Source organism: Maribacter antarcticus DSM 21422, assembly GCF_000621125.1.
Lineage (GTDB): Bacteria > Bacteroidota > Bacteroidia > Flavobacteriales > Flavobacteriaceae > Maribacter > Maribacter antarcticus.
The window spans coordinates 106,315-130,762 of record NZ_JHZC01000004.1 but is presented as its reverse complement, the minus strand read 5'-3'; the positions used below and the strand labels follow the sequence as shown (position 1 = coordinate 130,762).

Below are 24,448 nucleotides of genomic sequence, written 5' to 3'. Positions count from 1 at the left end.
ACAAACGCTCAAATTCTGATTTTTTTAGACGTTATAAAATAAACTGAGCAGCCAACGATACAAAACGTAACAGGTCTCCATACCGCATAAACCAGTCTTCAGAAGTCGGTACTGAAAATGTTCCGGATATGTACAGAATACATTTCCAAAAATTAAATAAAATCCTTTATGTAGTGTTGTGAAAACTGCGTGGTATCAGTATGTTTATCGTGTGGACTAAAATCTGGTCGAATTTCAAAAGGCACAAGGTATCAAAGAACTACCGATTTATGCATCATTTGAAGATAGACTTCGCTAGATACGTTGCTGTTGTGTTGAAAAACACAAAATTTACCTCCAATCACACCAAGGTTAAGGAAAGGAATTTCAACCTTTAGCGACAAAATTAAGACACCAAACAAAAAATAAATGAATCTCCAAAAAATTACATTTCGGAACAAGGAAGGCGAAACATTGGCAGGTCGCTTAGAAATGCCTGCAGATAGGCATCCACATAACTTTGCTGTTTTTGCCCATTGCTTTACCTGTAACAAGAATTTGTTGGCGGTAAAAAATATATCGAGAGCCTTAACCGCTAATGGTTTCGCGGTATTACGTTTCGATTTCACAGGGCTTGGTGAAAGCGAAGGTGATTTTGAGGACACCAATTTTTCCGGTAATGTTTCGGACCTTATTGCAGCTGCCAGTTTCCTAGAAGAAACGTACAAAGCGCCTACCCTGCTTGTGGGCCATTCCCTTGGTGGCGCAGCAGCACTTTTTGCAGCAGCGGAAATAGCAACTATAAAAGCGGTGGCTACTATTGGAGCACCTTCAAATCCGGTACATGTGCAGCATTTGTTCAAAAGCACCATTGTAGAAATTAATACTAGCGGTAAGGCAGTAGTTAATCTAAGCGGTAGAGATTTTACTATCAAAAAACAGTTTCTGGACGATCTAGAAACTAAATCCTTAGTAACCGTTGTTAAAAATCTGCGCAAACCTGTGTTGATTCTGCATTCACCACAAGACGATACCGTTGGTATTAAGAATGCCGAGGAACTATATGTAGCAGCACATCACCCCAAAAGCTTCGTATCCTTGGATGGTGCTGACCATCTTTTAATGAAAAAGCAAGATTCCCTGTACGCTGGGCAACTAATTGCAGCCTGGTCGCAACGTTATGTCAGCAGTAGTGAGAACGAAGATTTAAAGACAAAACATCAAGTTGTGGCAAGTTTAGATGCGTCCGATGGATTTACAACGGCCATGAAAGTAGGAAGTCATTTTTTAACTGCGGACGAACCTATAGCTTTTGGAGGAAACGATTATGGCCCTTCGCCCTATGAGCTTGTCTCTGCTGGATTATCTGCTTGTACCGCAATGACGCTTCAAATGTATGCCAAACGGAAAGATTGGAACGTGGAAAACGTGGAGGTGCATACTTCTTACAGCAAATCCCATGCACAGGACTGTGAAAATTGCGAAACAGATAGCGCTAAACTAGATACATTTCATAGAGAAATTACGCTCTCAGGAAATTTGGACAAAAACCAAAAAGCACGACTATTACAAATAGCGGATAAATGCCCGGTGCACAAAACCTTGCGTAATAACGTTCAAATCATTACAAAACTACTAGGATAATGGAAAGTCCAGTTTTTTAAATTGTAATTATAGGACGTTATTATTCCCTTTTGATACCGAAGAAATCATACGACTGTTTCATAATAAAAATCAATCGCTTCTTATGGCACAAAAGAAATTTCATTTTATGATGCTATTCAAAAACGTAAAGACCATCATTCTATAATGTTCAGAAAACGCTGCCAAAAGGAGCTGTATGTTTTCCCGAACGCCTATTTCAAGCTTCATTTTTTTGAGGATACATCTAAATAGGGAATAGAGATACTAGAAAATCTAAAAGCTGTACTGCTATGTGATTCTGATGCACAAAATTTTTGAGTCTCTTACGGTTGGAAAAAAGAGCGGTATTATTTACGCTATTGCCCGCTGTAAGAACACGCAAATCAAAATTGACAAATCGCTTATACTTTACGGAAAATCATAAAAGAGACATACGGGACAACAGGGTATTGTTAAAATCATTTTGATATGAGTACCGATACGCCCGTATATTTTCTTAATTTTAACACGAAAACCTAAAACAAGAAAAATGAAAAAGATAATCAAATTTGAACTGGCAGCCATTGCGTTAGTGGTAATGTTCAGTTGTAAAGAAGCAAAGAAAGAAGCAACAGATGCCGCTTCGGAAGTAGAAGCAGTTACGGAAGAGGTAATAGAAGAAGTGATGGCAGAGCGTATTACGTTTATGATGGAACCTAAAAGTGATAGCTACGTTAAAGGAGAAGTAACTTTTACGGATGACGACGGCACGGTAACAATGAGCGCTATGTTAACCGGCCTTACGCCTGGGGAGCACGCCATACATATACATCAAACGGCAGATTGTTCCTCCGACGACGGAAAGTCTACTGGTGGGCATTGGAACCCTACCAATGAGCCACATGGTAAATGGGAAGCCGCAGAAGGCTATCATAAAGGCGATATAGGTAATTTTACAGCTGATGCTAAAGGAAACGCCACGGTACCATTTTCAACAGACCAATGGTGTATAGGGTGTGATGATGAAAATAAAAATATCGTTGGTAAAGCAGTAATCGTTCACCAAGGCGTGGATGATTTTACCTCTCAGCCCAGTGGTGCTGCCGGTGCACGAGTAAGCTGTACTGGAATAATACAGTAATTCCATAAAATATAATCTAAAAAAGCCGCTTCTTGAAGCGGCTTTTTCTACTTTTGACTTCTAATAAAAATTTTTATGACGCTTGATAGTTTAGTGGAGCAGTTTAAAAAAAAGGACACTTTGGCTTTTGAGCAGCTCTACAGTATGTATTCCAAAAACATATGTGGAGTAATCCATACTATTGTCAAGAATGAGGGTAGGTCACAAGAGATTTGCCAGGATGTTTTTATTAAAATTTGGCATAATTCCGATAGTTATAATTCTTCAAAGGGACGGTTTTTCACATGGATACTGAATATTGCAAGAAATGCAGCCATCGATGAAATTCGTAGTAAATCGTATAAAAATGAAAGAAAGAACTTTTCTGCAGATTACTTCGTAGGTATTCTGGAAAGACCTGATGAGGAGCAAACTACTGCGGATGCCATAGGATTAAAGAAATTGGTAAAAAATCTAAAGGAGAAATGTGTACAAATTATAGAACTACTTTATTTTAGGGGCTATACACAAAAAGAAGCTGCGGAAGAACTGGATATACCTGTAGGAACAGTAAAAACCAGAAATAGAAGTTGTATTTCTCAATTAAGGGTAAATATGGAACAAAAGTGATAGATATAAAGAAATACATAGCATCAGGCATACTGGAAATTTACGTTGCAGGTGTACTTTCGGAAAAAGAAAATCTGGAAGTAAGCGCCTACGCGAAGCAGTATCCAAAAATAAATGATGAAATTATCGCTATTGAGGCTTCAATTCTAGAACTTTCAAAAAGAAGTTCAAACATACAACCTTATCCTTTTTCTGAAGTGAAGGACAAAATCAATATTCCAAAAGAGCCAAAAGTACTTACTTTAGAAAAAGAAAAATCTGTTTGGCCTATGTATTTTGGCTGGGCTGCATCGGTTCTCCTTGCGATAGGGCTGTTTTTGACCTACAATCAAAACCAAGAACTGAAATCAGAATTAGAGGTGGTCAGCAAGGAAAATATGTTTTTAGAGGAACAAATTGCAACTTCCGACACTTCGCTTGAAAAAGCCAAAACCCTTTTAAACACCATCAGGGACAAAAATATAGATGTTGTGCCTTTAGCCGGACAAACCGTTGCGCCAGATTCTTATGCAAAAGTATATTGGAACAAACAACAGGAAAAAGTGTTTATAGATGCGAAGGGATTACCGGAACCACCAGACGGCTTTGTGTACCAAGTATGGTCACTAAAACTATCCCCTACCCTAACACCCACGAGTATTGGGCTTTTAGATACTTTTTATGAAGATGACAACAAGGTTTTTGCACTTGACAATGTCAATGACTCAGAAGCTTTTGGAATAACCTTGGAACCTTCCGGTGGTAGTGAAGGTCCTAATTTGGAACAACTATATACCTTAGGTGTAGTTGCCGCCTCCTAAATAAACGCCTTAGAGATTTCCTTTTATCCGGTGTAATTTTAAGGTCTTTACCAACCATTTCGGTAAGGCTTTTTCTGGATTACGTTTTTTTAGATTTAAAAATAGGCCTAAGGCTTTAAGTATAGGAACTCTATGGGTTTCTACAAACTCTATAAGTGTTCCGTCCGGATCCTCCACATAGCTAAAATGTCCGGCAGCATCTCCCATATCAAAGCTATTTGCACTATCTACAGTAAATTCATGACCTATTTCAGCAGCTTTCTTTCGTAGAACTTCCATACCATTAACATCAAAACAAATATGTATGTATCCTAAATCTCCCCACAACCTGTTTTCATATATTTTAGTGGGCACCCTATCCAAAGATTGTATCAGTTCTAATTCCGTCGGCCCCAATAGCTCCCCAAATCCGCCAAACATAGGTCTACCATGTTGTAGTAATACTCTTCTAAACTTTCCTGTAGTTTCAGTTTCTAAAGATAATGGAAGCGCTACTATTTCGTCTATAATTATTTTGTCATATCCTAATAGCGTAGCGTAAAAATGTAGCGACGTGTCCATATCTGAGACTCCGATAACACCACCCATTACACCTCCTGAAGCAGTAGGTGTATTACAAAAGGCATAGTTATCCTGTACTACTTGTACCAGATTACCCCAAGGGTCATTAAAATAAAAAAACTCCCTTTTGGGAGTGGAAATCATAATATCAGTTAGGAATGTCAGTTCCTGCTCTAAAAGAATTGTATGCGTGTTGCTTATGCTATTGCTTCGTAGGACCATAGCATTGATGCCCAAATCTCCTAGTAAAGTGTCATTTTTGGGTGGAATCGGAATACGATTTTTAAACTGCCAGATTTCCAAACCGCCACCACCGCGCATATTCAAAGATAAATATGCATCCCTCCTTTGGGCTTTACCCTTGGTGTATTTAGCCATAAGGGTTGCGGTTGCTTCGTCACTAAACAAAAGTATATCAAACCCTAAATATTCTCGATACCAGTTAAATACAGTCTTCGTATCGGCTACGCCTATTCCTATTTGTTGTATTCCGTTTATTATTGCATCCATACTATACTGTCCGAATCAATTTATCATGAATCGCTTTTAATGTAGTACTAGGGTATCCTATATTAAAAAGAATCACCAACAAAAAATTAGATAAATTCACCCTAAGATAAGAATTATACTCATACTTGCGTGCTGATACTATGAGATTGCTTTTAACAATAGTATACGGAACCCGAGCGCGCTTCATCCGTTTAAAAAATTCAAAATCTTCCATCAATAGCTGAGTTTCATTAAACCCGCCCAAGCGTTCAAAAATAGTTTTACGAATAAAAAGACATTGATCTCCACCGCCAGTAAAAATACCATCCTTGTCAGTAAATGAGGCATTAATTTTTAACCAAAAACTTTCGCTATCGAATTTATAAGAAAAAAAACCAGCATCATATTTGGCATTTGTTGTCTTATTGATATCGGATATAAATGTACTAGGAGGTCTAACGTCGGCATGTAAAAAAACTAAAATAGTACCCAAAGCAAGTCTAGATGCCTCGTTCATTTGTACCCCTCTACCCTTTTGAGCACACCTTAGCACTCGTACCTGAGGATACAACACATCACCCTTATTAAATGAACTTTCCGGTGATAAAGCGATAATAATTTCTGCCTGATCTATATCCTGAATTGATGCGACATAATTAAGTAATTCTACTAAATTATCCCGCTCATTGTGGGCAGGAATAATAATACTAATCATACACCTTATATTTTATCAAGCACTAATCCTACTTTAGATTTTCTTTACATTGGTATAGACCAGGCCTTTGCTAAATCTACGCAAAACAAAGTGTAAAGGTTTTAAAAATAGAAATAAAACCATGGGGCTGAAAGTTAATAGCACTTTTGCGACCTACTTAGAAAACCATAGGAAATATTTTACGTAACTATGGACAAAGAATACTAACATTATGAAATATACCTACTCCGTTTTATATATGGTTACTTTGATTTTCCTTTCTTGTAAAAACCCAATAGAAGCGCAAACCATCAATAAAAATCAGACTGACTACAATAAAATTTCCGAAACTTTTTTAGAACGTCTAAAAGAAAATGAAAACACCAAGGATATTCAGAAACTGTTAGCGACTACTAGCAGTCTAGAATTAGATAACGCATTGGACACAGATGCCAAAAGGTTGGCCTTTTGGGTGAATATATATAATGCCTATATCCAAGTACTTCTTAAGGAGCAACCTGAACTATACGATGACCGTGGTAGTTTTTTCAAAGAAGAACAAATTACTATCGCTGGGGAAACCGTTTCCTTTGCTAAAATAGAACATGGTATCATCAGAAAATCGCAATGGAAATATGGACTAGGTATGATACGCAAATGGTTTCCCAACAAATTTGAACGAAGATTACGGGTAGACAAACGAGACTATCGCGTACATTTTGCTTTAAACTGTGGTGCAAAAGACTGTCCTCCTGTAGCTATTTACGATTGGAAAAGATTGAATGAGCAATTTGAAAAAGGAACTTCTACCTACCTTAAGCGCACTACCGTATATTCGGAAGAAAAAAAGGAAGTTGCCGTTACGGCCTTGTTCAGTTGGTTTCGTGGAGATTTTGATGGGAAGAGCGGCGTAAAGAGCATATTAAAAGAACAAGGTTTAATACCGACTACAAAGAATATCGATATTACCTATAAAAACTACGATTGGACGCTGGACCTTGATAATTTTATCGTGTTATAATGCTCCTCTAAAATGCTTCGTTTATCGTAAAGTAAAATTGACCCCCTTCTGACGAAACCCCGTAATCGACTCGTATTCTGGTGCCTTCTTTTTTGTTGAGTATATAACGTAAGCCGGTCCCTACAGCATTCTTATAAGATGATCTAAATGTATCTGATAGTGTTGATGAAACCGTTGCGGTTGAACCAAATAGCACTCCACCAAATCTGCCTTTAATCGGAAAACGATATTCCAAGGCAGCACTTAGTTCCACGTTGTCTTGATAGCGCCTGTTGTTATGACCCCGTGTGCGTTTGGTGCCAAGCAAACTTAAGTCTAAGAAAGGGGCATTCTTACTTCTGGTCCCTAAAAATAAATTACTTGCTAAAATATGATTTCCTTTGAGTTTCTGGTAGTACCTAGCGTCCACCTCTACCTTTTGATATGAAAAATCACTACCTAAGAATTCCATAGAAGTGAAAGCGCTAGCTTGAATAAAAAAACCCTTTGTCGGGAAAAAAATATTATCCCGCTGGTCATAAAAAGCGATAAGTCCTACATTGGACACAGTACCACCCTCCTTACCTATTTCATCAGAATTATCCAGTACTCCTCCAGGAGCTACATTAACAACATTATAACCATTAAATTCATAACCTAGACCTACAGAAATGCTAGGGAATATTTCTCGTAAGGCCGAAAAACGAAATCTAGCAAAATCGGCATCAAAGGTTTCTAAATCTTCCTCTTCGGTATTTATTCCCCTCCCATAAAAATTATAGAAATATTGATAGTATCCGAGTTCTCCAATAAAGCGCCATCTTTCATTATCCAAATAAATCTCATAGGGCATAAAGAAAAGGAGTTGTTTTTTACTCGTAAACGTTAATCCCAACTGAACCGTACTTGGCCTAGATGCTACTGGCTCATCTTTGAGCCTAAATGTAGAAAGCCCTAGTCCACCATACCCAAAACCTGTTTCTGGAAGGAAAAAAACTACAGGAAGTGCCGTTATTTGTGCGTTCCTGGTGGAATCCTTTACTTTTTTGGTTTTTTTTTGAGCACTTAAAATTACGAGGCCCATAAAGAAATATAAAATACCGAGTACACCACACGTTTTATTCATTAGTACAATGTAATAACTTCAGAGGTCTTACTGCCCATTATAGTGGTAAAACTGTGTTAGTTTTATTAATTTGCGATACTATAAATATTAATATACCAAACGCAGATATCGGAGTATGAAAACCCTATCTTTTCTAAGAAAAATAAGTATTGCCCTATTTTTGGTTTTAGGCATCCTATCCATCTCCGTAGTTCCCAATTTAAAATTTTCCTTTGATTTTAGTCAGTTTTTTCCGGAAGAAGATCCTGACTTGACATTTTACAACGCGTTTGTTGCCGAATTTGGCACGGATGATAATTTTTTGCTTGTGGCCGTCGAAAATGAGACAGGTGTTTTTGAAAAAGACTTTCTAGACCGTTTCCATTCATTTTCTGAAGAAAGCAAAACCTTTTCCTTTGTTACGGAACAAAATTCCCTCACTAGCCTATCCTATCCCTTAAAGACCTCATTTGGATACACCGCCTTGCCTATTATTCATATAGCCGATTCTACACAATATCAAAAAGACTGGAACAAGATACAAGAAGACGAGTTATTTGTGAATGTTTTAATTGATACCAAGGCGAGCTCTTTAGTACTTGCCCTTAGCACCAAAGACAATCTTGATGATACGCAGTCTAAGGTATTACTAAACGAAGTAAGGGCTTCACTTAAAGAAAATAATTTAAACGATTACCATATTTTAGGTAGGGCTTTTTTTTACGAAGCAATTGTAGACATGCAAAAAAGCGAGGTGCTAAAAACTACAATTATTGCATCGATTCTTGTATTTATCATTCTGTTATTGGTTTATCGAAGCCTTCCTGTAGTTCTTATTTCAGTAACTTCCATAGGACTTTCCCTGCTTCTATTCTTAGGTTTATTAGCTGTACTTGGGAAGGAATTAAACGCTATGGCAGCATTTTATCCCGTACTAATGCTCATTGTAGGTACCTCCGATGTAATTCACCTTACCGATAGCTTTATTCGTAAAATACAGGGTGGAAAAGACAAATATGCTGCATTACTATCATCCCTTAAAGAAGTAGGGCTTACTACCTTATTAACCTCTGTTACTACGGCGATAGGGTTTGTAACACTATTATCCTCTAGGCTTGTGAGTATACGAGAGTTTGGAATCAATGCGGCAATGGGTGTTATGGTTGCCTATATTACAGTTATCTGTTTTACAGGTGCACTTTTAATAAGTATGCCCAAAAAACAGCTCTTAGGACAAAAAAGCGTTTCTAAAAAATGGGTAGCTTATTTATTAGGGATGAACACGGTCACCAAAAATAATCCAAATACCATCATCATGGGTACCGTAATATTTACGCTGTTATGCATTTATGGGGTAAGCCGTATTACTACGAACCACGAGTTTAAACAAACCCTGCCCAATGAAAGTAAAATAGCGGCTGATTTTAATTTTTTTCAGGAAAACTATGCGGGATTTAGACCGCTAGAAATAGCTATTTTAGCCAAAAATGGCTACAAAGTAACCGACTATAGCGTGGCATTAGAAATTGAAAAATTAACGCATCATTTAAGTCAAATTAAAACTATTGGTAACCTGCAATCGCCGAATTTGCCTTACAAAATAATCCATAAGGCAAATAATTTAAACAAGTCGGACTACCTGCGCTTACCAGATGATGAAGCTACCTTTATAAAGTACCAGAAAGATGTAAATAAGTTAGCCAGAAAACAATTGAGAAAATTCGTAAACTCCAACAAAGACAAAGCAAGAATAAATGCCAAACTACAGGATGTAGGTACGGATAGTCTCAAGAGGCTCTATGCGCATATAGAAACCTTTGCCAATACTGCAACCGATACTACCAAAATGACTGTAAAAGTAACTGGAAAAAGTATGCTATTGGATAAAAATTCCGAATACATACGTAAAAGCCTCCTAGAGGGGCTACTATACGGACTTATTATCATAGGTATCATCATGGTCCTAGTCTTCAAGGACTTTAAGATGTTTCTAATTTCCTTGGTTCCAAATCTACTACCCATGTTATTTGCTGGGAGTATCCTTGGCTTTTTAGGAATCCCATTAGAAGCTGGACTATCTGTCGTTTTTGCTATTGTATTCGGTATTGCCGTGGACGACACCATTCATTTTCTTGGAAAATATAAACTAGGTATCACACAAGGATTATCAAAAGAAGAAGCATTGGAAAAAACATTTACCCAAACCGGCAGGGCCTTGGTCATTACTACGATTATTCTATTTTTTGGATTTATGGTCATGTTATTCTCCATACACCAACCCAGTATAACGATAGGGATAATAATAAGTGTCACCTTGGTAGCAGCGCTTATTTTAGACTTACTGTTACTACCGGTATTACTTCGGAAATTTACTTAAAAGCTCTATTTTTTCCGTTGATAGTTCGCTGTAAGGAGCGGTATGCCAAAATACTTTTACCAATCATTAAAGCCATAGCGGTAACCCAAACAAAAAAAAGTAGATATTCCATAACAGTAGATTAAAAGTTTGGTTTCGGTTAAATTCATTTTACTATTTCAAAAGCTCTAAAAAGCTTATAAAATAAATTTCAATTGCATTTCATCGTTAAATATATACTTTTCATCTATACAGGTCTTAATAAAAACCAAATATTCGATGAACTGCATATAAAAAAAGGCACCGTAGCTGTTAAACTACGGTGCCGAACAAAAGACAACCAACCTAACCATACCGAAAATGAAAATTTTAATGCCTTTATAAAGACTTGATGGTGTTCTCCATATTTGGACCCAATTCATAGATCGCATCCACTAAATCCCTTTTAAGTTTTTGAACTTTTTCTAATTCACCATTAGCGCTGTAGACGGCTGCAGCCTGATAGCATAGAACCGGTTCAAAGGTTTTACCATAAACATGTGCATCCATAATGTTCTTTGCTTTTTCTTTTTCACCATTCTTAAAATAACTATACCCCAACCAGCTGTAAGACTCAGGTGTAGGTCTATTCGCAACTTCCCTCAACGAAAGTTGTATGGCTTTTTCATATTGTTCGGTTTCCTCTAAAAATAAGGATACATTATACCCATTATACATATCACCATAGAATGCGTTTTTTACCGAAGCAAAATACGTATCAAGATTGTTCAATCTGGTACGTTCATCACCCATATAATCAGCAATTTTAGCCTTCAAAAGATAATAATCAGGTGCTTTGTACGTAGCTGTGACCGAATCCAAAATACGCAGCGCCTCTTTAGGATTTTTATCATGGGAAAAAATAATCCAAGCAATGCCCTTTTTGGCGTACGCATTATTAGGGTCTAGCTGTAGGGCGCTTAAAAAATATTGATAAGATTCTTCAATTCGTCCAGCGTGACCATAATAATCGGCCAAATTGGTATAACTCCATAGTATTAATTCCTTATGTTTTGACGCAATCGCTTTTGCTTTTGCCTTCTCCATAAATACAATAGTTGTATCTAAATCACCTTTATAATCGTTCCATTTTGACAAACGAATCAAATACCCAAAATCCGATAGATTTTTAATACTGTCTAAATATGTTTCGGCAAGTTGATAATTACCTAACTCCATGTGCACATCAAACAATAAGCTATTAGAGTCATTTACTCCTCCACCTAGCGCCTTTGCTTCATTTGCAAGCAGCAATGCCTCTTTAAATCGATGCTGAGAAATATAATTCCTAGCTAAAGCACGTAAATACGTTTCTTTACCAATAGCGGCAATAGCTACTGCTTTCTTCAAACTTTGTTCTGCCTTTTTCAAGTAGGCGATATCACCTGTTTCTTTAAAATACCTAGTATATTCTCCACCCACGATTGCAAAACTGGTAAGCTGTATACTATCCGGTCTTATTTTTGTGTTCCAAAGCTCAAAATATTTTGAACTTGGTTTTGGTGGTTCAACAGTTAAAAAGACGTTGTAATCTTCTTGATTTCCAACATAATCCTCAGGTTTTGAAGAGCAGGAAAGAAGAAGTACAAGGAAAAATACTAGCGTTACGGTTTTCATTGTTTTTGTTTTTTATTGAAATCTGAATTAAAAACAAAGGAATGTGAGCACCACACTCCTTTGTTCTTTTAATTAAATGTCCATTATGGACTTTCATAGCCTTATTCAGGAGCTCCCAAGTAAGGGAACGTTGTTGATATCGCAGCTGTGAGAGCTACACCATCCGATGTTAATCTTGGTAAATCTGAAGTACCGTCCATATCCGTATCTTGACCGCTAAAACGGGCACCGTCGCCACCACCGAAAAAAAGTATCAAGGAAACATCAATAACATCATCTTGCGGGGTTCTTCCAGTCAATCCTATCGCACCTTCATAATTAGGGGCACCAGAGCCTCCATTGAAATATGTGGTTGGTAGATTTGGTGCAACCTCCAACACATCTGATGCAAGGACAGTTGTTAGAACTGTTGCAGAAACCGGATTATTTGTAAACCCGTCATTCTCAGGACCGTTTAAAATATCACCTAAAATATTCGGTTCAAAATTCACTGCCATAGGATCAGCTCCCAATAAGCCTGCGTAAACATCATGATATTGCTCTAACCGTGCTTCAAATGTAGCCTGAAACATAGCTCCCATCTCGGAGGGAATAGCCATATTATGCATGTCCTTAGTACTTCCATCAGCACTTAATACCGTATTGATACCAGGTCTTCCCAAAAAATCTGCTTGTGCATATATACCAGAGAATTCTGGCAATTCCGGCGGTGTTACCGTAGTTTCACATGGACCGCAAGAACCCCCACAATCTACACCTGTTTCAGCACCGTTCATTATACCGTCTGTACAAGTAGGTTCTATAATTACTATCATTTGATCATCATCATCGCTACACGCGGCGAAAACCAACAGTGCGCAAAGCGCAAACACATATTTAATTGTATATACTTTCATATTCTCTTAATTTTTAAAGTTATTATTGTTTTACGTTTGTAGTTACCCAAGTTTTATAAACGGGAAGCCCTAATACGTTTACTGCGCTAGTTTCTCCTAAAAGACTGTTTGGAATTTCTATTACTATAGACATGGTGTTAGCTCCGTCAAAAGTATCTACTGCTGTTGTGTCGTCGTCTGAAGTTGAGTTAGGGTCACCGGCAGGTTTAAATCCTTCTGGAGCCATTCCGCCAATAACAGCATTGAACTGGAAAAAATCAAAATAAAAAGCGTCTTGTCTAGGCCCTGCAAAGAGGGAAACGCCATTTTCTGTAGTTTCAACGGTAGCGGTAGCTCCAGAAATATCCACGGAACCTAATGGTGCATTTACCATAATCGAACCGCTAGTACCAGTAGTACTTGGAGCGACTGGACCAAAGAAATACATTTTCCCGTTTCTAGCTATGGCCTGTATGACCAAATCCTCTACAAGATCATCGTTAACATCAATGTTGATTTCGGTAAGTACATTTTCATCAAACGTACCGTATGCCAAATCCGGTAAAACATTAGATTGTAGGTCCACCGCAAATACGGTATTATCGGAACCTGTAGTAGGTTCAAAAGCATAAAAGTCTGCAATGTCCGCAGAAGTGCCCATAGAACCCGGCGCATCTATATGATCGGCAGCGACCAAAACGGTAGCTACAATTGCAATAGCCCCAAGGCCCATAAGTAATTTTGATTTTTTCATTATCCTTTATTTTAAGATTAGAATCACCCTTACCTACGACACTAAAATAATGAGGTTCAATCTCTAATGTTAAACAAAAGTTAAAGTACACGAGACCGTAACTACGCTCATAAGCGTAAAGCTTTACAAACCAACCTATGGTATATGCTCATTTTAGAGTAATTTTGCACTATGATTAAAAAGAATAGGTAACATGAATCCATCGGCTGGCGGTTGGATACCAAAATTTGAATCGGTCATTGAAAAACATGAGGATAGGTATACCGACTTTCCCTTGCTGTATTTCGATTTGAAACGAACGGGTTTTGTGTACGGCATAAACACAGAAGTGCTGCCATTTATCGTTTCGGAACATACTTTATCCGAAGATGAGAAAGCCAAGATAAATTTGTTCACAGCGCTTTATTACACCTACCGATTAGAACGAGATAATAATTTTGAAAGTTTTCTGGAAAATCTTTTTACCTTCTACGATAATTTACGGGTAGCCCATCTCTCATTTCTAGGGAAGCTCCTGAGTGGAAAAACAACCACATCAAAATTGGAAAAACTTATTGATTCTCGTGTGTATTTGGAGGATAATGTAATTAGCAAAACTTTTAATAGCATTATTACCAATTCTCTTTTATTTATTGATATTTTACTTTTCAAACGTTATTTGAGTGATTCCGTTGGTATTAAAACCTATGCCTACAACCTAGAATATTTAGCTATACATGTTACCTATCATGCGTTAAACTCAAAAGAAAAAAATAAAAAGGACGAAAAACTAGCTGAGCTTTTTGGTTCAAGCCTTTCGTTCATTAATCCAGACACGCAATCCTTTGATGGCTCCTACAGGGAACAATTATTAAAAAAACGTCCAAATTGCGAAAATGCCTATTTATTAGACATGGCTTGCCTTACTGTTTGGGAAGACCATTCCTTGGATTATAAAGAGTCGGGATTCATTTTTGGTATCGGAAAGGATATGGATTGTAGCGTTGAAACAATCGCCACGTCGTTAGAGGATGTTGCCGAATTTTTTAAAAAAAATGCCAAGATAGTTCCTTTTCTAAAAGATAATAATCTTGCAATACAGTTCTACGACAGCATGAGTAAGGTGGTCAACAAACTTATTTTACGAAACAGCAAACGGCTTCAAAAAGAACTATCGGAGAGTGCGGAACTCGTAGCTCTTTTAACCAAATCTACGCTACGTGATTTAACAAAAGAAGAGAAGAAAAAAGTACAGAATCAACTTATAGATATTTTTAAAAGCATCCCATCTTTAGCTATTTTTATTCTACCAGGCGGTGCTGTCTTACTACCTATTTTTATTAAACTTATACCTAAGTTATTACCCTCTTCCTTTGATGAAAACCGCGTAGAAAAAAACGAAGAAAAAAAATGATTTAATAGTCATAGATAAAATCTATCTATATATATAATTATATAATAATCAGTATTTTATAATAATTTATTCCAACCATAACTTAAAGTCTTTTACGCGCTCCCTACTTACGATTATTTCTTGCTCCGAAAACTTATTTAGCTTAATTTGAAGTCTTGAATTTGTGTAGGATACGATATCTTTTATGTGGTTGATATTCACATAAAATTTTCGACTGGTGCGAAAGAAAAGTTTTGGTTCTAACTCATTTTCTAAATTTTCCAAGGTAGTATCTAGCAGGTAATTCCTACCATCTAATGTTGCGGCATAGGTACCTTTGTTTTCACTATAAAAACACTCCACCTCATCCGCATTTATTATTTTAAGATGCTGCCCTACCCTAGCAGTAAATCTTTTTTTGTATTCCCGTTCTAAAGGATTGGTCAATAACTTTTTGATGTCCTCAAAATCAAGCGCTAATTTTTGCGAGGTTGGAGCTAGGTTAAAGCGCGACTTAAATTTTTGGACCGCACTTTCCAATTCTTCATCGTCTATGGGCTTTAATAAATAATCAATACTATTCAACTTAAAAGCTTGTAAAGCATATTCGTCAAAAGCAGTGGTAAAAATAATGGCACTATGCACTTCTACAACATCAAAAATTTCAAAAGAGAGTCCGTCAGAAAGTTGAATATCCAAAAAAATAAGGTCTGGATGTTCATTATTTTGAAACCAATCAATAGCTTCCTCTACAGAATGTAGCATGGTGGACACCTCAACATTAAATTCGTTCAACATTCTATTCAATCGTCTAGCCGCTGGCTTTTCGTCTTCTATTATAATTACTTTCATATTATATGATTTTGGTCGAAGCGTTTTTCTTTTTAATTTTGAACATCCAATAGGTAATATATAAGCTTCCCAAGATAGTTGGCAAAAACCAGTTTAACAAACTAGGCAAAAAATCGTTTACTACTAAAAAAGCAGAAACCGAAGCAATATAAGCTCCTGTCATCTTACCTAGATGTATCTTTAACCATTGTCCTTTCAAAGTTTGCGGTTTTTTAAACATCTTTAAATCTCTAATACCAAATACGGCTGCGGCAGCCCCAAAGACAAAGAGGACGATATTCACTATACCTCCGAACACGATTGGCCCCAGAACCATTGCGGCACCTACCCCAATAACAGTTAAAGATATCGCTTTATCTAGCTTCAATGAAAGTACTTTTTCCCTAAAACTTAGCGCCCTATATCCAGACAATAATAAATACACGGTAAAGATACCAATGGAAAATAGAAATGGATTGTAATGCCCGGGGAGAACGGCCACGACCAGCGATATAAGCGCAGATGCCAGCATACTGTAATAAAATATACTGCCGCAGCGTTTGTGCCACCGCGACCCTTTCTTTACCATTAGGGCCATAGACCCAAAGAACAAAGCCATTGCTCCAAAACTGGCATGTACATATATTAGTACTGTTAATGTTTGCTCCATTATTCTTGGTCCATATATTTTCGGATTTGGCGTTTCTCCCAGTCCTGTTTGAATATAGAAAAATTACCAAGCACCTTTATACCATGCACAGTAAGTACGATGCCCCATATAATTGTGGTCCCAAATACATTCCAGTCTATCCAATGTGAGAAATCATGGTTACCGAGTACATCTTGGTTCAATAGTATAATGCTGAATCTATCTCGCAACAGGTATAGTAAGCTATTTACAATCACGAAAACCGTTGCATGGTTATAAAAACCACGGATGGAGTTTACTTTTAGTTGCGCGCGCTCGTATTTGGACATTTTCTTAGATTTCATACCGTTATATTTTGAGTTGGTTCAACATTATAGCTATCTATATTTCTCCTCTTCTTGTTTATCCTTTTCAATATATTTTTGAATTTGGTTCTCTTCCCAATTCTTACTAAAAAACGGGCTAAAATTATATACTTTGGCTGCGTGGAACGCAAGACCAATACCCCAAAAGGTAGCTGTTGTGAACGACCCAAAACTAAAGAGTGCCTCCCCAAGACTTTCGCCCTCATTTACCTTAGAGATAACGGTTGCTGAACTAATAAAGATGTTTACCACTATAAATACTAAAAGGTGTATATAAAAGCCTTTTAGCTCTTGTACCAGCTTTTTAGCACGGATCATCTTATCTGTTTTGTTCATCTCTTTTACTTCCATGTTTCCTGATTTTCATCTTTTTTAATAAATTCCTGAATCTTGCGTTTTTCCCAGTCCTTTCCCATAAAAGGGTTCAGGTTGAAAATTTTAATCGCCCTAAAGAATATACCGATACTTACTCCAAAGACTACCCATAAAAACCATGGATATTCCCACTCGTTAAGGTAATAATTAATACCTCCGGTAATTCCAATTGCAAGTAACCCTGACATGATTTTAGCATAGAATTTTTTAAGTGTGTCTACCCTATCTCTTGCTCTTGAATATTTATTTTTTTGTTCAGTGTTTTGCATCCTATTATTTTTAATAATTATGAATTTTCCATAAACTCCTGAATTTTGCGCTCTTCCCAATCTTTACCAAAAAAAGGATTATACCCGTATGCACCAAAACCGTGCATTGTAAGTCCAAAACCCCACCCTAATGCTGGGAATAAAAACCATGCAAAACTTGTGGTATTATAGTTTATAAAGGCCAGTATGGGGATTACGATACTATATGCCAAAAGATTCCCGTAAAACCCCTTTATAGCTTCTACTTTTTCTTTTGCTCTTAGATACTTGCTGTTTGTACTTACATCTTGATTTTCCATTTTTGCTTCTTTTAGGTTTTTATTTTAATCCTTTTTGTTACCTCAAATTTGCGAATTAAAGCCTGTGAGTTAAAAAATGAAATACCCAATTGTAATTTTTTAAGACTGAGTTGTTGCTTTGGACCTATCTCCAAAACCATAAAGCAAGAATTAATGCTAAAAGCCATCGTCCTCCATATATTCTTTAAGCTTCCGTTCTTCCCAAGACCTTCCAAAAAGAGGGTTGTAACCAAAAGCTTGCAACCCGTGGCCTAACAAACCAAAACCCCAACCTAGCGCCGGGAAAATAGACCAAGGAAAACTAGTGGTACGCCAATTGATAAAAACCAATATAGGTATGACAATAACATAGGAAGCCAAATTCCCATAGAAACTCTTAATGGCTTGTACGCGCTCTTTGGCCTTCTCATAGCGCTTATCCTCTATATGTGACTTTTGCGTCTCTACAACCGATACTTTTTTGGAAAGCATAGGTAAATACACCTTAAAATGGTCGCTTGTTTTTTCTATGACTACTTCTCTTTCCGTCAGAATATCGTACCGTTGTGTTATATTTTGCAACCCAACACCGGTGCTCTTATTTACCACTTGTTTTTCTTGGAGGTTATTACTGACTACCAGCATATCATCGATTTCCTCCACCTTAATATGCAAGGGCTTTTTAGACGTTACAATATTGTGTTTTACAGCATTCTCCAACAACAACTGCAAGGACAAAGGAACAATTTTGCCTTCGGGATTTTTTACCACATCCGGCACATCAAAAATAATACTATCCTCAAAACGCATTTTTAACAACCGAACATAGGTTTTTGCGAATTGCAGTTCCTCATCAACGGATACCAAGTCTTTGTTCTTTTGCTCCAGCACATACCTGTATACCTTAGAAAGTGAGGTCGTAAACTTTTGTGCTTGATAGGGGTCTTCATCTATTAAGCTGGTAAGTACATTTAGACTATTGAAAAGAAAGTGTGGGTCTAACTGGTTTTTTAGTGCATCGAACTTTGCGGATGCCGTACCCGCAATAATTTTCTGCTTTTTGACATTCGTATCCTGTAAGGCTTTATAAAAATAAAAGGCATGCGAAATTGCAGATACCAAAATGGAAATAACTAGAGTGAAAATATAACTGGCTAGGTTTTCATTTTCAATAAATTCTTTGAATGTACTCCCGTAAATCGCAACCTCCACCAACATTCTTGCAAATCCAAATGATAGCACTGTTAATACTATAGACCCAATAACGCCATACCATAATCGTTTTTGCATCTGCTCAGACCAACTAAATCTGCTGGAAAGAAATTCGTTATAGTATTCAATTGCTGCTGTAATCACAAAAGCGTAGATGAAGGTTACACCAACACCTTGGAGTTCCTCCACCCAGTCAATACCGCGGTTAAGCGCCAAAATAATGTTCAAAAGGGATACCCCAGCTGTGATGTACAGACTTATTTTTATGACATTTTTTATATTCCCTATTTTTCTCCGTTCGTTCACTGATTTTGATTTAAAAAAGTTGTAACCACCCTACTTTAGATACCATCGTAATGGGCTATACCTAAGCTTGTTTTTATAATGAAATACGTTTAGTTACACGCTGCTAATACTTGCTCTGCCCTTTCTTTGCCCCAAGTAGGATGGAACTTACTTTCTGGTTTAAAGGTAGCAAAAAGTTCCAACGAGCGTACCACATCTGAACAATAGGGTGACGTATCCTTACCAAAATACTTGGCCGACCCCATATCCCATTCCGCTTTTGAAAATACTACCCTAGGGTTTTCAGGAGCCAATTGAAGTGCTTTTGCATATAGCACCGCTACCTTTCCAGAAAGCGTCATCCCATAAGCCGCGCCGTCAAAAGCTATCCATGCAGTATGTACCATAGCCTGGAGGACTATAATTTCTGGGTTATTAGGCGAACTGGCCCCCGCTAAAGCTATAAAGTCTTGTGCCTTGTTTAGCTGCAGCTTTAGTTTTTCAGCGTCCTGCTCGCCAAAAGAGGCTATCGTATTTATTTGAGCCACATAGTAATAAGGCAACCAATTATCCAGTTCGGCAGCGCTAATCCGTTCAAATATATTAGAGGCTTCTGTACTATTGCCTCCCTTCCAATGCGAAAAGGCCGCTTGCATTCCCTTGCTATAAGCGTCTTGTGCGATTGCTGTAGTCGTTATTACTAAGGATAAAATCAGAATAAGTTTTTTCATTGTTGTTGATTTTTAGTATTATTAAAGTCAAATTTGAGGCTACCATGCAGGAAACAGAAAAAAGAAGCACCGAGTTGTTGATTTTAAAGACCGAATTGCGGTAATTTTGTACCGTGATTAAAAACCTTCAGTTACGCCTATCATTAATAGAGGAAGCCCAAGAAGGGAGCCTCAAAAAAAGAACTGCCCAATTTTTAGGATTGGGAGCCCGGCCATTTACCTTAAAAATACTTCGCAAATCGATTGATGCCAGAAAACCGGAAATCATTTTCAACTACAAATTGGCCGTTTTTATTGGGGAAGATGCTCCAAAAGAAAGTTATGTCTTTGATTACAAGAACGTTTCCAATGCCAAACCGGTTCATATTATCGGATTTGGTCCTGCAGGGATGTGGGCAGCGCTTCGCTGTTTGGAATTAGGGTATAAGCCTATTGTTTTGGAACGAGGTAAAGATGTAAAGGAACGCAGACGTGACCTCAAGGCTATTAATCAAGACCATATTGTAAACGGAGAAAGTAACTACTGTTTTGGGGAAGGTGGCGCAGGAACCTATTCAGACGGAAAATTATATACCAGAAGCTTAAAACGGGGCGACGTACGTCGTGTTTTTGAGAGTTTGGTACACCATGGCGCAACCGAACAAATACTTGTGGATGCACACCCACACATTGGCACCAACAAACTTCCAAAAATCGTTCAGAATATTCGCGAAGCTATTATAGCACACGGTGGCGAAATTCATTTTAATACCAAAGTAACCGATTTTATTATTGCTAACAACCGGTTGAAATCCATTGTATTGGATAATACTAAAGAAATGGAAACGCAACGGGTGATTTTGGCAACGGGACACTCCGCCCGTGATATTTTTGAATTGCTCCACAAGAAGGATATTGCCTTAAAAGCAAAATCGTTTGCCATGGGTGTTCGGGTGGAACACCCACAACACATCATTGATTCTATTCAGTACCATTGTTCCGGAGATCGCGATGCCTTATTACCGGCAGCAGCATATAGCTTGGTGCATCAGGTAAAAAATAGAGGCGTATATTCCTTTTGTATGTGTCCGGGCGGATTCATAGTTCCTGCAGCTACGGCTCAAGGGGAAGTGGTGGTAAACGGCATGTCGCCCTCCAAAAGAAATAACCTATATGCCAATTCGGGTATTGTGGTAGAAATAAACGTGGACGAGGATATTCCTAAGTTCGATAAATTTGGTTCTTTAAAAGGTCTGGAATACCAGAAGAGTTTAGAACGATTAGCTTTTACTTCAGGCGGAAGAACGCAAACTGCACCAGCACAACGAATGACCGATTTTGTAGCAGGCACCCTTTCTAGTGACCTCAACCCAACCAGCTACCAGCCTGGTCTCAATTCCGCACCAATGCACTCTTTACTACCTAAATTAATTGGCAGTAGGTTGCGACAAGGCTTTGCGGAATTCGGTAAAAAAATGCACGGCTATTATACTTCGGAGGCAAATATTGTAGGTGTAGAATCCCGTACTTCATCACCTGTAACCATTCCTAGGAACGAGCAATTAGAGCATCCACAGATAAAAGGACTTTTCCCTTGTGGGGAAGGCGGTGGCTATGCGGGAGGCATCGTATCCGCTGCCATGGATGGCGAACGTTGTGCCGAAGCAGCTGTGGCTGGTTTATAAAATTTTTAGATAATACACGCTAGCATCTATTTAAAAAATGGCATAGCATCAATACTATAATTCTCTTTTTAAACGATATCAAGATTCAGCTGTGTAGCTTAAGGTAGAATATAGTCGAGGTTTTTTCTTATGATGCCTTAAATCTCACGTCTAACATCTGAAATCTTATTTAAAGCGCAACTTAAATTTAGTTCTGCTTTACCTGGTAGGTAATTCTTTTATTGGTAATGATTATACCTGATGTAATGATTAAGACGCTATTGTTAGAAGCTATTGGCGGACATGAAGATGCTGAGTTGGAAACCAGAACTCGGTATTGATATCCATTTTTAGCGGTAGTTATACCGGAACCGTTCAAAACAAGCATATTACTTTGTGCTCCCGAATAGTCACTACCGTTGGAAAGATTGGCAAAGGTACTACCACCGTTGCTACTTAACTGCCATTGAAACGTATTGGCATTGGATGCAACAACGGACAAATTCGCAGTAGCACCAGTTATAACGCTTACCGTTGGGGCCGGCTGTGTAGATATACCTAAATTGGTGACGGTTATTGTCTGGGTAACATCGGTACTATTATTCACATCATCCGTTATACGATATGTTCTAATAATGGTTTCTGGGTTCGTACCACCATCCGTTATATCTCCAACATGGCTCACGGTAAGATTACCTGCACAGTTGTCTGCTTCATCGGTAACCATCAAAATATCAGGAACGGGAATATCCGAAGTACAATTCACATTGATACCCGTGGGATTAGATGCTGTAGGTGCGGTAACGTCGTTTACCGTAATTGTTTTAATAAAGGGTACACTAGTATTACCTCTAGCATCTTCAGCTTCATAGGTAATTACCCGCACAAAATCATTTGGACTGTTGTTTACAGTAATAACATCACTCAACTCGGTTACGGTAAAACCACTACAATTGTCAGTTGCCACGGGAGGTGTAAAAGATGGAGTCCCACAAAAAATTATAATTCCATCCGAATCAGGATTAAAGCTAAAATTCACTCCCGACCATTGTATGTTTCCGCCAGGAATACCGCTCCAGGCAGCTATGGGATTTGTGCCTGTAACAATAAGATTGTAAGTGCCATCGCCATTATCTACTTCCGAATAGCTAAAGGCAGCCTGATTGCTTAACTGAGAAACATTCAACTGGTAATCCGCATTTAGAATACGCACTTCCCAATTGTCTATTTGTGTTGCCGTAGAATTTTGAAGCCCAAAACCCCATGAATATTGGTTTTCATTAAAATAAGTAGTGTTTAAGCCTACACAAACCGGGAGTCCGGGGACATCTGTGGCACATTCATAATTTTCATCCAAGGTACCTAAAGTGGTTACCCAAGTAGGAGCCTCATTGTCCATGGTAATTGCCGTAGTCGCCGTAATATTTAATATGGGATCCCCTACCATACCCCCATATTCTACCACATAGCCTTGAGAGGCATAGGCACCTCCGCCACCATTATTAGGCAAATCATTCCACGCACCTACTGGGGCACCACCACGAATTACCGAAGCGGCAGCGATATGGGCATAATCTTCGCCACCTGCATTATTAGGTTCACCGCCATTCCAATTGGCAAATGTCAATTCGGTGCCATTAGACAAACCTTGCCAAAACTGAGTACCCGCTTCGGGTCCTGTTACCCATCTCCACTCGTTTTCAACCGACGCATCCGTAGCACCTATCCAGCCAAAACCACTGGCCTGGGCTCCCGAAAAATCGGCTTCTTCCTGAGAAGTAAGCGTCACTAAGTACCCTTGTAATCCAAAATACATTCTTGCTGCAGCTGCAGCTTCCGCATCAGTCCAGCTAATACCTGGATCAGAGACAAATTCATAATAATGCTGTGTGGCAGGCAAAAAATTAGGTTCGCCTATGGTAATAGAAAACTGTCTGGTTCCAGAAGGATTTGGTGAGCTACTAGAAAATTCAATTGCTAAAATTGCTGCCTCAAATTCTGTGTAAAGTGCTGGGCCATTTAAACTAAGTTTCCCTTCTGTAGCATCCCAATTTGCAGTTATATTAGGATGGCTTCCCGTAAGGTTAAGAATATCCTCACCATTCACATAGCCGCTAGAAACCTGTGCGTACACTGCTGAGGTGCTCAAATCATCTGAATCTGTAATACTAATGGTCTGAGCGATGGATACCGCTGAGCCTGGACAATAGATTTGATTTCCAGTCGCAGTGACCACTGGGGGTACATCAGGAAATTGAATGGAAAAAACGATATTATCAACAAAAATTTTATCACTACCTATCCAATCTGCTCCGCCTGTAGACACAAAACGTATAGCGGTATTTGATGACATCTCATAAGATTTCAATGCATATGATATATCGCTTCCGTCAGAGAGTGTTCCAACCGTTGTATACGTAATCCCGTTGAACATTTGCACATCTACACTTTTCGAACCTGAGGTTCTATTATAATCCAAGGTAAGCGTTGCACTGATGGCAGTTGATAAATCTAAAGTTCTCTCGATAGCTCTGTTATCCAAATTCTTAAATCGAAGTTGATTGGACCTAATACGAATTCTACCGCCATCTGGATCTGTTGTTGGCTCCCCTATTTCCGTCCAATCGCTAGAAAAATTCATTAAACCCGTATTCGCACTATATGTTACCGATTCAAAATCATCAGCAAAGGTATCCTGTCCATAAACCATAGTGGTTACAGAAACAAAAGTTCCGATATAAAGCAACAGCTTTTGAAACATATCTATTTAATATTAGTTTGTATTGTCGAAAGTAC

General features: G+C 38.1%; 23 protein-coding genes. 8 read left to right on the top strand and 15 right to left on the bottom strand.

The window, feature by feature from the left end; all coding sequences use genetic code 11:
- Window positions 1-408: 408 nt before the first annotated feature.
- From Q360_RS0100565 to Q360_RS0100550, 4 genes are all read left to right on the top strand, one after another.
- Window positions 409-1,623: a bifunctional alpha/beta hydrolase/OsmC family protein gene (locus Q360_RS0100565; RefSeq protein ID WP_027075351.1), complete on the top strand. Its 1,215-nt coding sequence runs from the start codon at window positions 409-411 to the stop codon at window positions 1,621-1,623.
- Between the two features lie 529 nt (window positions 1,624-2,152).
- Complete coding sequence (locus tag Q360_RS0100560) at window positions 2,153-2,743, top strand: superoxide dismutase family protein (protein ID WP_027075350.1); 591 nt, start codon at window positions 2,153-2,155, stop codon at window positions 2,741-2,743.
- 75 nt (window positions 2,744-2,818) lie between these two features.
- Window positions 2,819-3,352, top strand: a complete 534-nt coding sequence (locus Q360_RS0100555; protein WP_027075349.1) for an RNA polymerase sigma factor — start codon at window positions 2,819-2,821, stop codon at window positions 3,350-3,352.
- Entirely contained in the window at window positions 3,349-4,152 is an 804-nt protein-coding gene (locus tag Q360_RS0100550) for an anti-sigma factor (RefSeq protein WP_316931484.1), read from the top strand. The genes Q360_RS0100555 and Q360_RS0100550 overlap by 4 nt, the downstream gene beginning before the upstream one ends.
- Before the next feature lie 9 nt (window positions 4,153-4,161).
- Here the strand turns inward: Q360_RS0100550 and Q360_RS0100545 are convergent, their stop codons facing one another.
- Together Q360_RS0100545 and Q360_RS0100540 are read right to left on the bottom strand one after the other, a co-directional pair.
- A complete protein-coding gene (locus tag Q360_RS0100545; protein WP_027075347.1) occupies window positions 4,162-5,223 on the bottom strand; it encodes a VOC family protein in 1,062 nt (353 codons plus the stop codon).
- 1 nt (window position 5,224) lies between these two features.
- Window positions 5,225-5,917 carry a glycosyltransferase gene (locus Q360_RS0100540; RefSeq protein ID WP_027075346.1) on the bottom strand — a complete coding sequence of 231 codons (693 nt, stop codon included), beginning with the start codon at window positions 5,915-5,917 and terminating at the stop codon, window positions 5,225-5,227.
- 211 nt (window positions 5,918-6,128) lie between these two features.
- Between Q360_RS0100540 and Q360_RS0100535 the strand changes: the two genes are divergently transcribed.
- Window positions 6,129-6,917, top strand: a complete 789-nt coding sequence (locus Q360_RS0100535) for a DUF547 domain-containing protein (RefSeq protein ID WP_027075345.1) — start codon at window positions 6,129-6,131, stop codon at window positions 6,915-6,917.
- 7 nt (window positions 6,918-6,924) lie between these two features.
- Here the strand turns inward: Q360_RS0100535 and Q360_RS0100530 are convergent, their stop codons facing one another.
- A complete protein-coding gene (locus Q360_RS0100530; RefSeq protein ID WP_084273325.1) occupies window positions 6,925-8,022 on the bottom strand; it encodes a BamA/TamA family outer membrane protein in 1,098 nt (365 codons plus the stop codon).
- A gap of 115 nt (window positions 8,023-8,137) precedes the next feature.
- Between Q360_RS0100530 and Q360_RS0100525 the strand changes: the two genes are divergently transcribed.
- Window positions 8,138-10,378 (top strand): efflux RND transporter permease subunit, encoded by a 2,241-nt coding sequence (locus Q360_RS0100525; RefSeq protein ID WP_027075343.1) that lies wholly within the window; start codon window positions 8,138-8,140, stop codon window positions 10,376-10,378.
- A 357-nt stretch (window positions 10,379-10,735) separates the two neighbouring features.
- Here the strand turns inward: Q360_RS0100525 and Q360_RS0100515 are convergent, their stop codons facing one another.
- The 3 genes from Q360_RS0100515 to Q360_RS0100505 all read right to left on the bottom strand — a co-directional run bounded on the left by Q360_RS0100515 (window position 10,736) and on the right by Q360_RS0100505 (window position 13,642).
- Entirely contained in the window at window positions 10,736-12,013 is a 1,278-nt protein-coding gene (locus tag Q360_RS0100515; RefSeq protein WP_027075342.1) for a tetratricopeptide repeat protein, read from the bottom strand.
- A gap of 101 nt (window positions 12,014-12,114) precedes the next feature.
- Complete coding sequence (locus tag Q360_RS0100510; protein WP_027075341.1) at window positions 12,115-12,909, bottom strand: DUF4331 family protein; 795 nt, start codon at window positions 12,907-12,909, stop codon at window positions 12,115-12,117.
- A 22-nt stretch (window positions 12,910-12,931) separates the two neighbouring features.
- Window positions 12,932-13,642, bottom strand: coding sequence for a DUF4331 family protein (locus Q360_RS0100505; RefSeq protein WP_027075340.1), 711 nt, complete (start codon window positions 13,640-13,642; stop codon window positions 12,932-12,934).
- A gap of 193 nt (window positions 13,643-13,835) precedes the next feature.
- Between Q360_RS0100505 and Q360_RS0100500 the strand changes: the two genes are divergently transcribed.
- Window positions 13,836-15,035, top strand: coding sequence for an LETM1-related biofilm-associated protein (locus Q360_RS0100500; RefSeq protein ID WP_027075339.1), 1,200 nt, complete (start codon window positions 13,836-13,838; stop codon window positions 15,033-15,035).
- Between the two features lie 66 nt (window positions 15,036-15,101).
- Here Q360_RS0100500 and Q360_RS0100495 read toward each other — a convergent pair whose 3' ends face one another.
- From Q360_RS0100495 to Q360_RS0100455, 8 genes are all read right to left on the bottom strand, one after another.
- Window positions 15,102-15,866, bottom strand: coding sequence for a LytR/AlgR family response regulator transcription factor (locus tag Q360_RS0100495; RefSeq protein WP_027075338.1), 765 nt, complete (start codon window positions 15,864-15,866; stop codon window positions 15,102-15,104).
- A gap of 1 nt (window position 15,867) precedes the next feature.
- Entirely contained in the window at window positions 15,868-16,515 is a 648-nt protein-coding gene (locus Q360_RS0100490; RefSeq protein ID WP_036194690.1) for a DUF2306 domain-containing protein, read from the bottom strand.
- A complete protein-coding gene (locus Q360_RS24285; RefSeq protein ID WP_027075336.1) occupies window positions 16,515-16,838 on the bottom strand; it encodes a 2TM domain-containing protein in 324 nt (107 codons plus the stop codon). Before Q360_RS24285 ends, Q360_RS0100490 begins: the two co-directional genes overlap by 1 nt.
- 33 nt (window positions 16,839-16,871) lie before the next feature.
- Window positions 16,872-17,210, bottom strand: coding sequence for a 2TM domain-containing protein (locus tag Q360_RS0100480; RefSeq protein ID WP_027075335.1), 339 nt, complete (start codon window positions 17,208-17,210; stop codon window positions 16,872-16,874).
- Entirely contained in the window at window positions 17,201-17,503 is a 303-nt protein-coding gene (locus Q360_RS0100475) for a 2TM domain-containing protein (protein ID WP_027075334.1), read from the bottom strand. Before Q360_RS0100475 ends, Q360_RS0100480 begins: the two co-directional genes overlap by 10 nt.
- 17 nt (window positions 17,504-17,520) lie before the next feature.
- Entirely contained in the window at window positions 17,521-17,802 is a 282-nt protein-coding gene (locus Q360_RS0100470; protein WP_027075333.1) for a 2TM domain-containing protein, read from the bottom strand.
- Between the two features lie 156 nt (window positions 17,803-17,958).
- Entirely contained in the window at window positions 17,959-19,299 is a 1,341-nt protein-coding gene (locus Q360_RS0100460; RefSeq protein ID WP_245603102.1) for a 2TM domain-containing protein, read from the bottom strand.
- 89 nt (window positions 19,300-19,388) lie between these two features.
- Window positions 19,389-20,009 (bottom strand): hypothetical protein, encoded by a 621-nt coding sequence (locus Q360_RS0100455; protein WP_027075331.1) that lies wholly within the window; start codon window positions 20,007-20,009, stop codon window positions 19,389-19,391.
- 113 nt (window positions 20,010-20,122) lie between these two features.
- Between Q360_RS0100455 and Q360_RS0100450 the strand changes: the two genes are divergently transcribed.
- Window positions 20,123-21,673 (top strand): NAD(P)/FAD-dependent oxidoreductase, encoded by a 1,551-nt coding sequence (locus tag Q360_RS0100450; RefSeq protein WP_027075330.1) that lies wholly within the window; start codon window positions 20,123-20,125, stop codon window positions 21,671-21,673.
- A gap of 187 nt (window positions 21,674-21,860) precedes the next feature.
- Here the strand turns inward: Q360_RS0100450 and Q360_RS24280 are convergent, their stop codons facing one another.
- Entirely contained in the window at window positions 21,861-24,413 is a 2,553-nt protein-coding gene (locus Q360_RS24280) for a C-type lectin domain-containing protein (RefSeq protein WP_051554498.1), read from the bottom strand.
- Window positions 24,414-24,448 lie beyond the last annotated feature (35 nt).

What these genes read in the sequence shown, in the direction of transcription:
- Q360_RS0100565 (WP_027075351.1), top strand. Translation starts at nt 409, where the DNA reads ATGAATCTCCAAAAAATTACATTTCGGAACAAGGAAGGCGAAACATTG.
- Q360_RS0100560 (WP_027075350.1), top strand. Translation starts at nt 2,153, where the DNA reads ATGAAAAAGATAATCAAATTTGAACTGGCAGCCATTGCGTTAGTGGTA.
- Q360_RS0100555 (WP_027075349.1), top strand. Translation starts at nt 2,819, where the DNA reads ATGACGCTTGATAGTTTAGTGGAGCAGTTTAAAAAAAAGGACACTTTG.
- Q360_RS0100545 (WP_027075347.1), bottom strand. Translation starts at nt 5,223, where the DNA reads ATGGATGCAATAATAAACGGAATACAACAAATAGGAATAGGCGTAGCC.
- Q360_RS0100540 (WP_027075346.1), bottom strand. Translation starts at nt 5,917, where the DNA reads ATGATTAGTATTATTATTCCTGCCCACAATGAGCGGGATAATTTAGTA.
- Q360_RS0100535 (WP_027075345.1), top strand. Translation starts at nt 6,129, where the DNA reads ATGAAATATACCTACTCCGTTTTATATATGGTTACTTTGATTTTCCTT.
- Q360_RS0100530 (WP_084273325.1), bottom strand. Translation starts at nt 8,022, where the DNA reads ATGAATAAAACGTGTGGTGTACTCGGTATTTTATATTTCTTTATGGGC.
- Q360_RS0100525 (WP_027075343.1), top strand. Translation starts at nt 8,138, where the DNA reads ATGAAAACCCTATCTTTTCTAAGAAAAATAAGTATTGCCCTATTTTTG.
- Q360_RS0100515 (WP_027075342.1), bottom strand. Translation starts at nt 12,013, where the DNA reads ATGAAAACCGTAACGCTAGTATTTTTCCTTGTACTTCTTCTTTCCTGC.
- Q360_RS0100510 (WP_027075341.1), bottom strand. Translation starts at nt 12,909, where the DNA reads ATGAAAGTATATACAATTAAATATGTGTTTGCGCTTTGCGCACTGTTG.
- Q360_RS0100505 (WP_027075340.1), bottom strand. Translation starts at nt 13,642, where the DNA reads ATGAAAAAATCAAAATTACTTATGGGCCTTGGGGCTATTGCAATTGTA.
- Q360_RS0100500 (WP_027075339.1), top strand. Translation starts at nt 13,836, where the DNA reads ATGAATCCATCGGCTGGCGGTTGGATACCAAAATTTGAATCGGTCATT.
- Q360_RS0100495 (WP_027075338.1), bottom strand. Translation starts at nt 15,866, where the DNA reads ATGAAAGTAATTATAATAGAAGACGAAAAGCCAGCGGCTAGACGATTG.
- Q360_RS0100490 (WP_036194690.1), bottom strand. Translation starts at nt 16,515, where the DNA reads ATGGAGCAAACATTAACAGTACTAATATATGTACATGCCAGTTTTGGA.
- Q360_RS24285 (WP_027075336.1), bottom strand. Translation starts at nt 16,838, where the DNA reads ATGAAATCTAAGAAAATGTCCAAATACGAGCGCGCGCAACTAAAAGTA.
- Q360_RS0100480 (WP_027075335.1), bottom strand. Translation starts at nt 17,210, where the DNA reads ATGGAAGTAAAAGAGATGAACAAAACAGATAAGATGATCCGTGCTAAA.
- Q360_RS0100475 (WP_027075334.1), bottom strand. Translation starts at nt 17,503, where the DNA reads ATGCAAAACACTGAACAAAAAAATAAATATTCAAGAGCAAGAGATAGG.
- Q360_RS0100470 (WP_027075333.1), bottom strand. Translation starts at nt 17,802, where the DNA reads ATGGAAAATCAAGATGTAAGTACAAACAGCAAGTATCTAAGAGCAAAA.
- Q360_RS0100455 (WP_027075331.1), bottom strand. Translation starts at nt 20,009, where the DNA reads ATGAAAAAACTTATTCTGATTTTATCCTTAGTAATAACGACTACAGCA.
- Q360_RS24280 (WP_051554498.1), bottom strand. Translation starts at nt 24,413, where the DNA reads ATGTTTCAAAAGCTGTTGCTTTATATCGGAACTTTTGTTTCTGTAACC.